The organism is Gemmatimonadota bacterium (assembly GCA_040882465.1).
GTDB lineage: Bacteria > Gemmatimonadota > Gemmatimonadetes > Longimicrobiales > Gaopeijiaceae > JBBEBG01.
This window is the reverse complement of the sequence record JBBEBG010000029.1, coordinates 30,813-44,493: the sequence shown is the minus strand read 5'-3', so window position 1 is coordinate 44,493 and position 13,681 is coordinate 30,813. Positions and strand designations below refer to the sequence as shown.

The 13,681-nt window shown below is 66.8% G+C and carries 11 protein-coding genes; 9 read left to right on the top strand and 2 right to left on the bottom strand.

Features of this window, described 5'->3' with window-relative positions; all coding sequences use genetic code 11:
* The first annotated feature begins 46 nt into the window (after positions 1 to 46).
* The 9 genes from topA (at position 47) to WEG36_10720 (ending at position 11,480) form a co-directional block, all read left to right on the top strand.
* Positions 47 to 2,704: a type I DNA topoisomerase gene (gene topA, locus WEG36_10760; GenBank protein ID MEX1258085.1), complete on the top strand. Its 2,658-nt coding sequence runs from the start codon at positions 47 to 49 to the stop codon at positions 2,702 to 2,704.
* Positions 2,697 to 4,076 carry a methylenetetrahydrofolate--tRNA-(uracil(54)-C(5))-methyltransferase (FADH(2)-oxidizing) TrmFO gene (trmFO, locus tag WEG36_10755; GenBank protein MEX1258084.1) on the top strand — a complete coding sequence of 460 codons (1,380 nt, stop codon included), beginning with the start codon at positions 2,697 to 2,699 and terminating at the stop codon, positions 4,074 to 4,076. Before topA ends, trmFO begins: the two co-directional genes overlap by 8 nt.
* On the top strand, positions 4,073 to 4,978 hold the full coding sequence (locus tag WEG36_10750) for a tyrosine-type recombinase/integrase (GenBank protein MEX1258083.1): 906 nt from the start codon (positions 4,073 to 4,075) through the stop codon (positions 4,976 to 4,978). The genes trmFO and WEG36_10750 overlap by 4 nt, the downstream gene beginning before the upstream one ends.
* Positions 4,979 to 5,024: 46 nt before the next feature.
* The gene (hslV, locus tag WEG36_10745; GenBank protein ID MEX1258082.1) at positions 5,025 to 5,630 is read left to right on the top strand and encodes an ATP-dependent protease subunit HslV; all 606 of its coding nucleotides are present in this window, start codon (positions 5,025 to 5,027) and stop codon (positions 5,628 to 5,630) included.
* The gene (hslU, locus tag WEG36_10740) at positions 5,627 to 7,213 is read left to right on the top strand and encodes an ATP-dependent protease ATPase subunit HslU (protein MEX1258081.1); all 1,587 of its coding nucleotides are present in this window, start codon (positions 5,627 to 5,629) and stop codon (positions 7,211 to 7,213) included. Before hslV ends, hslU begins: the two co-directional genes overlap by 4 nt.
* 76 nt (positions 7,214 to 7,289) lie before the next feature.
* Positions 7,290 to 8,201, top strand: a complete 912-nt coding sequence (gene argF / locus WEG36_10735; protein MEX1258080.1) for an ornithine carbamoyltransferase — start codon at positions 7,290 to 7,292, stop codon at positions 8,199 to 8,201.
* 14 nt (positions 8,202 to 8,215) lie between these two features.
* Positions 8,216 to 9,328, top strand: a complete 1,113-nt coding sequence (gcvT, locus tag WEG36_10730) for a glycine cleavage system aminomethyltransferase GcvT (GenBank protein MEX1258079.1) — start codon at positions 8,216 to 8,218, stop codon at positions 9,326 to 9,328.
* Complete coding sequence (locus WEG36_10725) at positions 9,325 to 9,846, top strand: MogA/MoaB family molybdenum cofactor biosynthesis protein (GenBank protein ID MEX1258078.1); 522 nt, start codon at positions 9,325 to 9,327, stop codon at positions 9,844 to 9,846. Before gcvT ends, WEG36_10725 begins: the two co-directional genes overlap by 4 nt.
* Positions 9,843 to 11,480: a sigma-54 dependent transcriptional regulator gene (locus tag WEG36_10720; protein ID MEX1258077.1), complete on the top strand. Its 1,638-nt coding sequence runs from the start codon at positions 9,843 to 9,845 to the stop codon at positions 11,478 to 11,480. The genes WEG36_10725 and WEG36_10720 overlap by 4 nt, the downstream gene beginning before the upstream one ends.
* 48 nt (positions 11,481 to 11,528) lie before the next feature.
* Here the strand turns inward: WEG36_10720 and WEG36_10715 are convergent, their stop codons facing one another.
* Entirely contained in the window at positions 11,529 to 12,542 is a 1,014-nt protein-coding gene (locus tag WEG36_10715; GenBank protein ID MEX1258076.1) for a choice-of-anchor Q domain-containing protein, read from the bottom strand.
* Entirely contained in the window at positions 12,539 to 13,558 is a 1,020-nt protein-coding gene (locus WEG36_10710) for an IPT/TIG domain-containing protein (protein MEX1258075.1), read from the bottom strand. The genes WEG36_10715 and WEG36_10710 overlap by 4 nt, the downstream gene beginning before the upstream one ends.
* Between the last annotated feature and the right edge of the window lie 123 nt (positions 13,559 to 13,681).

Here is a 13,681-nt window from a genome sequence, read left to right as displayed (position 1 = left end):
CGAGGGGCCGCGTTCCATTTTTTCAACCAGGGATTCCACGACGGGAATGGCGAAGGGGAACGGCCACACCACCCGACATCTCGTGATCGTCGAGTCGCCCGCGAAGGCGCGGACGATCGGTCGCTACCTCGGCCGCGGATTCGACGTCGCCGCCTCTGTCGGGCACGTCCGTGACCTCCCGCCGAAAGAGCTCGGAGTGGACGTGGAGAACGGCTTCGAGCCGCACTACGTGACCATTCGCGGCAAGGCGAAGGTTCTCCAGGAGCTGAAGCGCAAAGCGAAGGACGTGGACATGGTGATCCTCGCGACCGACCCGGATCGAGAGGGCGAGGCTATCGCCTTCCACGTCGCCGATCACCTCGGTTTCGGCGACAACCCCGACCGCTTCCGCCGGGTAGAGTTCCGAGAGATCACGAAGGTCGCCGTCGAGAAGGCGCTCCGCGCGCCCGGGACGCTCGACATGAAAAAGGTCGAGGCCCAGCAGGCACGGCGCATCCTCGACCGGCTCGTGGGATACGAGGTCTCTCCCTTCCTCTGGAAACCGATCCGCCCCGGGCTCTCCGCCGGGCGTGTGCAGACGGTGGCGCTCCGCCTCATCTGCGAGCGGGAAGACGAGATCAAGGCGTTCGTGGCCCAGGAATACTGGTCCATCACGGCGCATCTCGAAAAAGACGATCAACCGTTCGAGGCTAAGCTCCACCAGTTGGACGGGAAGGCCTTCACTCTGGGCGACGAAGCGTCGGCCACAGAGGTGCTCACGGACGTTGCCGGGCTTCCTTTTGTCGTCACCGAGGTGAAGAGGCGGGAGCGGCGGAAAAATCCGCCCGCTCCGTTTACGACGTCGACCCTTCAACAGGAAGCGGCGAAGCGGCTCCGCTTTTCGGCGCGCCGCACGATGTCTTCCGCCCAACGCCTCTACGAAGGTGTGGAGATCGGGGCCCGCGGGGCCGCGGGGCTCATCACCTATATGCGCACGGACTCCACGCGTGTCTCCGCCGAGGCGGCGGAAGGTGCGCGCCGCTGGGTCGCGGGAGAGTTCGGAGACGTTTACCTCCCGTCGGCCCCCCAGCTCTGGTCGGGAAAGCAGCAAAAGGGCGCCCAGGAGGCCCACGAGGCGATCCGCCCGACCGATCCGTCCCTGCACCCCGATGAGGCCCGTAACTTCCTCGACGAGGACGAGGCCCGCCTCTACGAATTGATCTGGCTCCGCTTCGTGGCGGGTCAGATGAACGCGACGATCTTCGACACCACCACCGCGGATTTCAACCTCGCGGGGCTGAGCGGACGCACCTATCTCTTCCGCGCCACGGGTTCCATCGTGCGATTCGACGGATTCGCCCGCCTCTACCAGGAGGCGACCGAAGCCGGGGAGCACCGCCGGCTCGACGATTTGGCCCCTCTTCCCTCCCTCGCCCAGGGGGACCACGGGACGCTGAAGCGGCTCGAGCCAAAACAGCACTTCACTCAGCCTCCAGCGCGATTCTCCGAGGCCAGTCTCGTGAAGGAGCTGGAGAGGCAGGGGATCGGGCGCCCTTCCACCTACGCGCAGATCCTCTCCACGATCCGCGACCGGGGGTACGTGGAGATGGAGGAGCGGCGCTTCGTCCCGACCCCGCTCGGCGACACCGTCGCGAAGCTCCTCGTCCGTGTCTTTCCCGATCTTTTCGACCCCGAGTTCACCTCTCGCATGGAGGGTGACCTCGACCGGGTCGAAGAGGGGGAAGTGCCCTGGAAGGGGGTCCTCGAGGCTTTCTATCCGTCCTTCAAGAAGCGGCTCGAGGAAGGGAAGGCTTCCTCCGAGCAGATCGTGAAGGAGATTCTCGCCGCGGAGGGAGAGGTCTGCGACAAGTGCGGGAGCCCGATGCTCGTCCGGTGGAACCGCTATGGACGATTTCTCGGGTGCTCCGCCTATCCGGAATGCCGGAACACCCGGTCTCTCGACGGCGGGGGAGACGGCGCGGCGGGGACCGACCTCGGGCGCGATTCGGCGACGGGGCTCCAGGTCCTCCTCAAGGAGGGACCCTACGGTCCGTACGTTCAACTCGGCGAGACCGCGCCTGAAGGAGAAAAGCCGCGCCGCGTGAGCCTCCCTCGTGGGTCGGACCCCTCCACCGTCGGACTCGACTTCGCTCTGCGGCTCCTCTCCCTCCCGAGGACCGTGGGGACCGATCCGGAGAGCGGTACGGCCATCACCGCCGGGCTGGGACGCTACGGTCCCTATGTCGAACGGGGAGGGACCTACAGAAACCTCCGAAACGCCGACGAGATCTTCTCGGTGACCTTGGAAGCAGCGCTCGAGCTTCTCGCGAACAAGTCCGGCGCGCGGGTTTTGAAGGAGCTCGGAACTCACCCGGAGTCTGGTGCTCAGCTCAGAATCTTGGATGGGCGTTACGGCCCGTACGTCACGGATGGGTCGGTGAACGCGAGTATCCCGAAGGGCGGGGACCCCGAGGTGGTGACGGTCGAGGAAGCCGTCGAGCTCCTTGCCGCTTCCGCTCGAAAGGGAAAGGGAGGCCGCGGTCGCCGCGGTCGCGGAGGGCCGCCGGCGAAGGAGAGGGGCGCCGGATTGGAGAAGGGCTCCTCGAAGGGGAAGAAGGGCTCCGGCACCGGCAAGGCCCGGAGTGGGGGAGTGAAAAAGCGAGCCGCCCGAGGCGGTGCCCGAAAGGCAGCTCCGAAAGAGGAGGGAGGCGAATCCGTTGAGTGACCGGGAGGTGACGGTGGTCGGGGGTGGGCTGGCTGGTTGTGAGGCCGCGCTCCACCTGGCCGAACGCGGTTACCACGTCCGCCTCGCCGAAATGCGTCCGGTCCAGCGGACCCCCGCGCACCAGACGGACGCGCTCGGGGAGCTTGTTTGCACAAACTCCTTCAAGAGCGAGGACCCGGCAAACGCGCACGGCCAGCTCAAGCGCGAGATGACGGCGCTCGGCTCGCTCCTCCTCCGCGCGGCAGATGAAGCCCGAGTGCCGGCGGGGGCCGCCCTGGCCGTGGACCGGACAACATTCGCCCGCGCGATGACCCGCACGATCGAGGCGCACCCCGGGATCGAGGTCGAGCGCGCGGAGGTACGGGAAGTCCCTCCCGGCCCCGCGATCGTTGCGACCGGCCCCCTCACCTCGGACGCCCTCTCCCAGGCGATTCGCGCGGAGCTGGGGGAAGAGGGACTCGCCTTCTTCGATGCGATCGCACCGATCGTGGACGGCGATTCCCTGGATCATACGGTGGTCTTCGCACAGGGGCGCTTCGAACAATCGCCCGACTACCTCAACTCCCCATTCTCCCAATCCGAATACGAAGCCTTCGTCGCGGCGGTCGCCGCGGCCGACGTGCATGAGCCCGGCCACGACTGGGACGCGGTGCCCTACTTCGAGGGATGTCTTCCCATCGAGGTGATGGCGGCGCGCGGGCCGCACACACTCCGCTTCGGTCCGATGAAGCCGCTCGGCCTCACGGATCCGCGCACTGGAAAACGCCCGTATGCCGTCGCACAACTGCGTCGGGAAGACCGGGCCGGCCAGATGTGGAACCTGGTCGGGTTCCAGACGCGGCTCCGGATCGCGGAGCAACAGCGGGTCTTCCGCACGATTCCGGGGCTCCAGGACGCGGAATTCCTGCGCTTCGGTTCGATCCACCGAAACTCCTACCTCAACTTTCCCGGCGCCCTCAGCCGGCATGGGGCGCTGCGTGACCGGCCCGAGCTCCTCTTCGCGGGACAGATCACGGGAGTGGAAGGGTACACCGAGTCGGCCGCGTCGGGGATCCTCGCGGCGGTCAATCTCGACCGCGTCCTCCGTGGCCTCGACCCGGCCATCCCTCCACCGGCGACGATGTTGGGAGGGCTCCTCCGGTATCTGGCCGAGAGCGATCCCGGGCACTTCCAGCCGATGAATTCCAACTGGGGTCTCGTGGATCCACTGGGAGTCCATGTTCGTGACAAAAAACGGAAGCGGGAGCTCCTCGCGGAGCGGGCCCAGCGGGACTTCCTCGCGTGGATGGAGGATTCGGGAGTGCCCTTCGCCGAGGGGCTGGAATTCGTGCGGCCCCCCGAGGCAGCCGAAGTGGCCGGGGTGTCTCCATGACGGGGGAATCGGAGCTCTTCCTCCGGCACCTGGCCGACGAACGCCAACTCTCGGAAAACACCCTGATCGGGTACCGGCGAGACCTCCAGGACCTCGAAGACTTTCTCGGCGACTACCTGGGGACGCCGGAGTGGCGCTGGACCGAGGTGGACCGTCTCGCACTCCGAAGTTTCCTCGGGGCATGCCAGGTGCGGGGACTCGCGAAGCGTTCGATCACCCGAAAGGTTTCCGCCGTGCGCACGCTTCTCCGTTTTCTCCACCGGGAGGGGACGCTCACGGCGAATCCGGCGCGGGGCCTCCGTTCGCTCCGTTCGGAACGGGAATTGCCTCCGCACCTGGCCCGGAAGGGAGTGGACGCGGTCTTCGGGCTCGCGGAGGCGGACGCGGCGAAAAATGCGCTCGAGGGGACACGCACCCTCGCCATCCTGGAGCTGCTTTATGGGAGCGGGCTCCGCCTGTCCGAACTCCATGGGATGAACTTGGAGGAGCTGGACACCGTGGGGGAACAGGTGAAGGTCCGGGGGAAGGGAGGGAAGGAACGAATCGTCCCCCTCACCTCTTCCGCCACCCGGGCCCTTCGAAAGTACGAGTTGCGGCGCCGGGAAACGGCGGCCCCTTCCGACGGAGGGCCACTCGTCGTGAACCAGGGCGGCGAACGGCTCTCCCGGCGCTCGATTCAGCGCGCCGTCCGGGCGCTCCTGGACCGCGCCGGGGAGCGCGAAGGGATTTCCGCTCACTCACTCCGGCACTCGTTTGCGACTCATCTCCTGGACGCGGGCGCCGACCTGATGGCCGTGAAGGAGCTCCTGGGGCACGCGTCCCTCTCCACCACGCAGATTTACACCCACACGTCACGGGAGCGGCTCCAGCGGGTATACCGGGAAACGCACCCGCGCGCATAGAGATGACAAGAATGGTTTGTTCAGCCCACAAAGACCGAGGAGGGCGATGACTCGTCCAAGAATTCGATCCACCACCGTGGTGGCCGTGCGCCGCGACGGGGCCGTCGCGATGGGCGCGGACGGCCAGGTCACGATGGGCGACACCGTCGCCAAGGGGCGGGCCGTGAAGGTCCGCACCCTCAAAGGGGGACGAATCCTCGCGGGATTTGCCGGAGGGGTTGCGGACGCCTTCACTCTCTTCGAGCGTCTGGAGGAGAAGCTGGAGCGTTATCCGGGAAATCTCACCCGGGCCTGCGTCGAGCTGGCGAAGGACTGGCGGGTGGATCGCTACCTCCGTCGGCTGGACGCCCTCCTCCTAGTGGCGGACCGAAGTCACCTCTTCATGGTCAGTGGCGACGGCAACGTCCTCGAACCGGATGAAGAGGTGGCGGCGATCGGGTCGGGCGGATCGTACGCCCTCGCGGCGGCGCGCGCCCTCCGACTACGCACAGAACTCACTCCGCGTGAGATCGTCCAGGACGCTCTCGAAATCGCCGCGAGCATCTGCATCTACTCGAACGACCACATCACGGTGCTGGAGCTTTCGACCGTGGATCCGGACGCCGAGTCCGAGCCTCGATCCGAAGCCGAGGAAGGGAAGAAGGAAAGATGAGCTCGAGCGACCGGGAGGGGAGTGGGGGCGCGGTCAACCGCACCACCGATGGGGGGAAACCTCCCGTCGAGCGGGAACCCTCCGCGCAGGATCGTCCGGAGGAAGGGGTCTGGATCGACCAGCTCACGCCTCGCCAGATCGTGGCCGAGCTCGATCGGTACATCATCGGGCAGCGCGCGGCGAAAAAGGCGGTCGCGATCGCGCTTCGCAACCGCTGGCGCCGCCAACGCGTGGAGGGTGAGCTCCGGGACGAGATTCTCCCGAACAACCTCATCCTCATCGGACCGACCGGGGTCGGAAAAACCGAGATCGCCCGGCGCCTCGCCCGCCTCGCGGGGGCTCCCTTCGTAAAGGTGGAGGCTTCGAAGTTCACCGAAGTCGGCTACGTCGGGCGCGACGTCGAGTCCATGATCCGCGACCTCGTGGACACGGCGGTGAACCTTGTCCGGGCGGAACGGGAGGACGACGTGGAGGATCTGGCGGTCGCAGCGGCCGAGGAACGCCTTCTCGACCTCCTTCTCCCCCCTCTCCGGGGGAAAGAGGCGGCACCGCGCCCCGGGGCGAGCCCTCCTGTCTTCGTCGCGGGTCCGGGCGGGATCCATGCGCCGGTCGCCGTCGAGGTGGACCGGGAGATCCAGGACCTCTCCGTCGCCGCGGCACCGACGACCGACGAGGAGGGGGCAGCGCTCGAGGAGCGGCGGCAGCGGACACGGGAAAAACTCCGCGCGCTCCTCCGCGACGGGAAACTCGAGGAACGGATGGTCGAGGTAGAGGTCCAGCAGGCGCCCAACCTCGACGGGATGATGATCCCGATGGGCGTCGAAGGAATGGACCACAACTTCACCGAAATGCTCCAGGACATGCTCCCCAAGAGGACGAAAAAGCGGTCCGTGAGGGTCTCCGAGGCGCGGAGGATCCTCCTCCAGGAGGAGCTGGACCGGCTCGTGGACATGGACGAGGTCGTCAACGAGGCCCTCGACCGGACAGAAGAGAACGGGATCGTCTTCCTCGACGAGATCGACAAGATCGCGGGGGACCGCGGTGGGGTCGGTCCGGACGTGAGCCGAGAGGGGGTCCAGCGCGATCTTCTTCCGATCGTCGAGGGATCCAACGTGCAGACGAAGTACGGCCTGGTCCGCACCGACCACGTCCTCTTCGTCGCGGCCGGAGCCTTCCACGTCTCGAAGCCCTCCGATCTCATCCCCGAGCTTCAGGGAAGGTTTCCGATCCGGGTGGAGCTCCGCCCCCTCGAGGAGGCGGACTTCGTCCGGATCCTGACCGAGCCTCGCAACGCCCTGATCCGCCAGTACACGGCGCTCGTGGAAACGGAGGCGGCGAAGATCCGGTTCGAGGAGGACGGGATCCACGAGATCGCCCGGATCGCCTTCCAGCTCAACGAACGGATGGAAAACATCGGCGCTCGCCGGCTCCAGACGGTGATGACCACGCTCCTCGAGGCCGTCCTCTTCGAGCTTCCGGACGGAACGGCGCCCGACGGGGAGCTCGTGGTGGACCGGGCCTATGTCTTGAAGAACCTGGCCGCCATCGTGGAAGACGAAGACCTCCGGCGATACATTCTCTGATTCCTGTAGTGCGCCGCTCGTGGGATCGCCATTCGAGGCCACCCGGGGGCGGCGTCGCCACTTCGGAGGACCGAGGTTGACCGACGCGAACAGGCACTTCCTTCATCTCCGCGATCTCACCGCTGAGGAGCTCCGAGGGCTCCTCGAGACGGCGCACCGGCTGAAAAGCGGTGCTGAGGCCCCGGATCGCCCGCTTCGGGGGAAGACGCTCGGGATGATCTTCCGGAAGCACTCCACGCGAACCCGCGTCTCTTTCGACGTGGGGATGTTTCAGCTCGGCGGCCACAGCACCTTCCTCTCCGACCGTGAAACCCACATGGGGCGGGGGGAGACGATCGCGGACACGGCGCGCGTCCTCTCGCGCTACGTGGACGGGATCATGATCCGAACCTTTCGTCACGACGAGGTGGAGGAGTTTGCACGGCATGCGTCGGTCCCGGTGATCAACGGGCTCACCGATCTCGTCCACCCCTGCCAACTCCTGGCGGACCTCCTCACCGTAAGGGAAGAATTCGGGTCGGGCCTGGATGAACTGACGGTGGCGTGGGTCGGCGACGGGAACAACGTGGCGAACTCCTGGATCAATGCCGCCACCCTTCTCGGCTTCGAGCTCCGGCTCGCCATTCCCGAAGGGTACGACCCCCATCCCCGTATCCTGGAGAAGGCCCGTGGAGAGGGACGCATCGTTCTGACTCGCGATCCCGCGGAGGCGGTCGTAGGCGTGCATGTCGTGACGACCGATACTTGGGCATCCATGGGCCAGGAGGAAGAGGCGGATGCCCGTGCAAAAGTCTTTGCCCCGTATCAGGTTACAAAGGCGCTGATGGATCGGGCCCACCCCGAGGGGATCTTCCTTCACTGTCTTCCGGCTTACCGCGAGAAGGAGGTCACCGCGGAGGTGATGGACGGTCCCCGCTCGCGTGTGTTCGACGAGGCGGAGAATCGTCTTCACGCGCAGAAGGCGCTTCTCCTATTCCTTTTGGGGTAGGGAGGGCGGCGAGCATGCAGGACGAGCTCAAGACCACGGCCCTTCACGAAGAACACCGGCGGCTGGGCGGGAAGCTCGTCTCTTTCGCCGGCTACTCCCTCCCGATTCAGTATCCTGCCGGGATCCAGGCGGAGCACCGCTCGGTGCGTGAGTCCGCGGGGCTCTTCGACGTCTCGCACATGGGGCAGATCGAGATCGCCGGTCCCGGCGCACTCGGCCTCGTGCAGCTCCTCACGGTGAACGACGCTGCCCGCCTCGCGGTGGGCCAGGCCCAGTATTCGGCATTCTGCCAGGCGGACGGTGGGGTCCTGGACGATCTCCTCGTCTATCGGTTGGACGAGTTGGCCTACTTTCTCGTCGTGAATGGCGCGAATCGTGCGAAGGATGCGGCGTGGATCGAGGCGCATCACTCCGGCCACGACGCGAGGGTGGAGGACCGCACCGAGGCTTCCGCGCTCCTGGCCATTCAGGGCCCCCACTCCGAGGCGATCCTCCAGCCGTTGGTCGAGGCCGGGCTCGGGGGGATCGGTTATTACCGCTTCCTCCGCGCGCCGGTGGCGGGTGTTCCCGCGATCGTGGCGCGGACGGGTTACACCGGAGAGGACGGCTTCGAGCTCTACCTCCCGGCCGACGGGGCCGTACGCGTTTGGCGCGCGCTCCTCGAGGGCGGGGGCTCCCGGGACATCGCCCCGGTCGGGCTTGGGGCTCGCGACACACTTCGACTGGAAGTCGGATACGCCCTGTACGGGAACGACCTCGACGAACGGCACACCGTGCTCGAATCGGGCCTCGGATGGATCGTCCGATTCGACAAGGGCGACTTCCTGGGAAGGGATGCCCTGGCGCGCCAAAAAGAAGCGGGTGTCTCGCGCCTCCTCACCGGGATCCGGCTCACCGTCCCCGGATTTCCCCGCCATGGATACCCGGTCGTGTCCCAGGGGGAGCCGGTCGGAGCCGTGACTTCGGGGACGGTGAGCCCAACGCTCGGGGCGGGGATCGCGCTCGCCTATCTCCCCGCCGGGCTCGCGGAGCCGGGGACCGAGGTGGCGGTTGAAATTCGCGAGCGCGACGTCCCCGGCGTAGTCACGAAGCCACCTTTTTATACGGAAGGGTCGCGGAAACGGTGAACGGCCAGGCGAAACCCCCACTTCGGGTCGGAATTCTCACGGTGAGCGACCGCCTCTCCAAGGGAGAAGGAGAGGATCGGAGCGGCGTCCTGATTCGGGAGTGGTGCGTGGAGTGCGGCTACGCCGTTGCGCGGGCCCAGATCGTTCCCGACGGAACCGCGGCCGTCGTGCCCGTCCTCCTGGAGTGGTGCGACTCGGGGGAGGTGGATCTCCTTCTGACGACGGGAGGCACCGGGCTCACGCCTCGCGACCTCACGCCCGAAGCGACGCGGGCCGTCCTCGAGCGCCCTGCGGCTGGGATCGCGGAAGCCCTTCGGCGCGCCGGGGCCGAAGCGACGCCGATGGCGGTCATTTCACGAGGGGAGGCGGGGACGCGCGCCGAATGCCTCATCGTGAATCTCCCCGGAAGCCCCGGTGGGGTTCGCGACGGGCTCGCGGCGCTCCACCCTCTCCTCGCGCACGGGACGGCCCTCATGCGCGGGCGGGAAGATCCCCATCCCAAGGGCGCCGCATCATGAGCGGCACCGTCCTGATCAGCTCGCACCGTCTTCCCCTCGCGGGAAAACTTCGCGACGCCTTTCGGGCCGAGGGATACGCCGTGGACCTCGTCCCCGACGTGGCGCACCTCGGGCTCGCGGAGGATCCGGTCCTGCTGGTGTTGACGGGAGACCGGGGTCCCGAGGATCTCGCCGCCTGGCTGCACGCCGCGAGGGAGGGCCGCTCGATCCCGGTGTTCACAGCGCTTCAGGGCGCCGGGGGAGACCTCCGAGGGCGTCGCGGCGGGGCCGAGGAGTCCTTCTCCGCCGACCCGGACCCGGACGAAGTCGTCCTCCTCGGGCATCGAACGATTCAGCGGCGCGAGCTCCAACGGGTCACCGGGATCGTGGGTGAGGCGGACCCCATCCGCGAAGTCCTCGAGCGGATGGTGCAGATCGCGCCGGTGGATTCGACCGTGCTCATCACGGGGGAATCCGGGACGGGGAAGGAGCTGGTGGCGCGGGGGATCCATGGCCTCTCCCCGCGGAGGCACCGCGCCTTTCTTGCCGTGAACGTCGCCGCCCTCTCCGAGACGCTCCTCGAGTCCGAGCTCTTTGGCCATGAAAAGGGCGCGTTCACGGGAGCGATAGACTCGCGAAAGGGTTTCTTCGAGCTCGCCCACAAGGGGACCCTCTTCCTCGACGAGATCGGGGAGATGCCCCCCTCCACGCAGACGAAGCTCCTCCGGGCGCTCGAGCAGAGGGAATTTCTCCGGGTCGGCGGAGAAAAGGCGATCCAGATCGACGTGCGCATCATCGCCGCAACGAACCATGAGCTTCGAAACCTGGTGCACACTGGACGCTTCCGGCGAGATCTTTATTACCGCCTGAACATCCTGGGGATCGAGCTTCCCCCTCTCCGTAACCGACGCGAAGACATCCCCCGGCTCGTCCATCACTTCGTACGCGAGCTCTCCGAGGGAATGGGTCGCCCCTTTCCCGGCATTTCGGACGACGCGATGGAGCTCTTGGTCCGCTACGATTGGCCGGGAAACGTGCGCGAGCTCCGGAACCTCGTGGAGAGCATGGTCGTCCTCTCTCCGGGAAAGGAGATCGCCCCCGCGGACATTCCGAAGGAGATCCGCCACCCCGGCGAGTATTCGCGACTCCTCCCGGTCCCGGTGGCGCGCCCCGCGGAAGAGATGCGCGCGGGGGAGGGAGGCGAGGGCGGAGACCGCCCCCGCTTTCGTCCCGAGCTCGAGTTTGTATTCCGGACTCTCGTGGATCTCCGGATGGACGTGGACCAGCTCCGCCGCGAGTTCGACCTCTACCGGGACGACCTGGACGAGCGCCTGGTCGCGCCCGAGAGCTCGCGCTTCGCCCTCCCTGGCACGGATGGTGGGATCGAGGTCGGAGTCTGGGAGGGGCGAGTGGGCGACGCCAGTGTTGTGCCGTCGTCCGAAGAACTTCCGATCGGTGCGAAGGCGGGGAGCGACGGGGCCGGCGACGGCCGCGTCCTGTACCAGGCGGGAATGACCATCGAGGAGATGGAGGCGGAGGCGATTCGCCACGTCCTCCTCGAAGTCGGCGGCAACCGCAGAAAGGCGGCCGAGAGCCTCGGAATCGGCGAGCGAACCCTCTACCGGAAGATTCGGAAGTATGGGATCGAGGGGTAAGGAGAGGGCCGGTTCTCGCGACGCCGGGCCTCCCTCAGGCGGCGGACTTCATCCCGCCAGCGCCTGGAACTCGAAGGCGCCGATGTCGCACATTCCGTCCGACCGGCCGAACCCCCGCTGGTCCCCCCCGTTCACGGGATTGGCCTGGCAGGCCGACTGATCCCCCGCGTCGATCGCGTCGCCCGGGATCTGGAGGGAGTGGCTCTCCGTCGTTCCGCCGTTCAGGGTCGCCGCGAGCGACAGGTTAGCGTTCCCGCCTGGTAAATCGCTGTTGACGATAAAATTACATGTGTTGTCCTCATCTAGATTATGACCATTGGAGACGAATCCCGCCGGTCCGCCGGAACAGGCTGAATGCCCGAGAATCCGGTGGCCCACGACGATCGTGTTTCGGAAGTCGAAGGTGGCTCCGGTCCATTGACCCGTCACCACCCTGTGGACCCCGCTCCCGCCCCCCGAGGCGCTCGTGTTGTCCACGATCGTCGCGTTGTAGAAAGAGATCGTGCCACTCTCTCCCGCCACGCCGCCTCCGAAGTGAGGAGCCCCGCCCGTCCCCTGAGCGATGTTCCCTGTAATCGTGCTGTTCACGATCGAGACGATCGTGCTCCCGGCGGGACCCGCGCTGTAGAGTCCGCCCCCACGCGCCTGCGCCACGTTCGTCGCGATGGCGGACCCGCTGAGCACCAGAGAACCACCGGAGTTGTTCACTCCACCTCCATTGCCGTTCTGCGCGGAGTTGTTGCGGATCGAGACGTACTCGAGGCCGAGGATGCCATGAAAGCTGAAGATCCCTCCTCCCTGCGTCGCTGTGTTCGAGAGCAGGACCGAGTTCGTCATCGTGAGGGTCGCTCCCAAATCCACCCAGATCGCGCCGCCCCTGTCCGAGGCCTGACTCGACTCGAAGCGCGAGCCGCTGACGTGCAAGGTCGAGCCGGCGTCCGTGAAGATCGCTCCGCCCGATCCGGCCGTAGCTCCATGTCCCGTCATCGTCACGTCGGTCAGCGTGAGCGTTCCCCGATTCAGAATTCCGCCACCCATGGTCGCCGCTCCGTCGCCGATCATCGTTCGAAGGCGCCGCTTCCCCCCGAACAGCTGTCAACGGGACCGTTCGTGTTTGCCGCCTCGATCGCCGAGCGCAGGGAACAGCCTCCACCCTGTGAGTCCGAGGAAGTCGTCACCGTGACCGTCGCGCCCATGCCGGAGAGGATCGTGAAATCAAGGGCCGCCGAGGTCCCGCCTCCCGGACCCGGGTTGAAGATAGTCACATTCGCCTGCCCGGCCTGGGCGATGCCCGAGGCGGGAATCGTTGCCGTCAACTGCGATCCCGACCCGAATTGTGTGACTTTTTCCACTCCGTTCCAATGGATCTCGGCACCATTCACGAAGTTCGATCCCGTCACCGTCAGCACGAATTCAGCCTCGCCCGCGATCTTGCTGGTCGGGTTGAGCGCCGTGAGCGTGGGGACCGGATTCTGCACCGCCACCTGGATCAGGGCGAAGGGGCTGAAGGCGGTGGTCTGCCCGGAGACCAGGCGTGTCCCCTGATCTACGTTTGTTCCGCCGAGGGGCGCCCAGGTCGTCCCATTCCACCGATGCACGACGAAGAGAGCCGGATTCGCGCCCCCCGGAAGATTGCCGGGCTCGTACCGAATTCCCACCGTCACCGGCTGGGCGAAGTTCGTTCCGCCCGGTCCCAGGCTGAAGGCCGTTCCCGGGATCAAGCTCGCGGGCACCGGAGGATTGGCGAGCGGGGCCACGGTGAGCGCGGCTCCCTGCGCCAATGCGCCCGGAGGAAGGACGAGAGTGACGGTGCCGGCGGCGGCGATGATGGTTCCGCCGCTCGGTCCGACGAAGCCGCCGTCCACGACGGTGATATCGGCCGTCACGGATTTTCCCTCGCTCGTCGCGCGGATGGTGGCAGGACCAGCGTTGAGGGCCAGGACGAGTCCGGTGCCGCTCACCGTCGCCACGTCGTTGCCCGTGTCCGTAAGACTCCCGCCCTCGCTGTCGCAAGAGAGGGCGAGGAGCGCGGTCGCGAGGACCACGAACGAGGAGAAGAACGGGCGCCGACCGGGCATGGAAGCCTCCCGCAACCGATGATCCCCCGACCCCCCCGGTGAACATCGGAAAGACCTGACCCCGAGCAGGGAATCTGTTCCGTCGCACGGATGCGATGGGGACGGAATTTCCTGCGTAACCAG

Coding starts and splice junctions, on each gene's coding strand:
- topA (MEX1258085.1), top strand. CDS start 47: ATGGCGAAGGGGAACGGCCACACCACCCGACATCTCGTGATCGTCGAG.
- WEG36_10720 (MEX1258077.1), top strand. CDS start 9,843: ATGAGCGGCACCGTCCTGATCAGCTCGCACCGTCTTCCCCTCGCGGGA.
- WEG36_10715 (MEX1258076.1), bottom strand. CDS start 12,542: ATGATCGGCGACGGAGCGGCGACCATGGGTGGCGGAATTCTGAATCGG.
- hslU (MEX1258081.1), top strand. CDS start 5,627: ATGAGCTCGAGCGACCGGGAGGGGAGTGGGGGCGCGGTCAACCGCACC.
- hslV (MEX1258082.1), top strand. CDS start 5,025: ATGACTCGTCCAAGAATTCGATCCACCACCGTGGTGGCCGTGCGCCGC.
- WEG36_10750 (MEX1258083.1), top strand. CDS start 4,073: ATGACGGGGGAATCGGAGCTCTTCCTCCGGCACCTGGCCGACGAACGC.
- gcvT (MEX1258079.1), top strand. CDS start 8,216: ATGCAGGACGAGCTCAAGACCACGGCCCTTCACGAAGAACACCGGCGG.
- WEG36_10710 (MEX1258075.1), bottom strand. CDS start 13,558: ATGCCCGGTCGGCGCCCGTTCTTCTCCTCGTTCGTGGTCCTCGCGACC.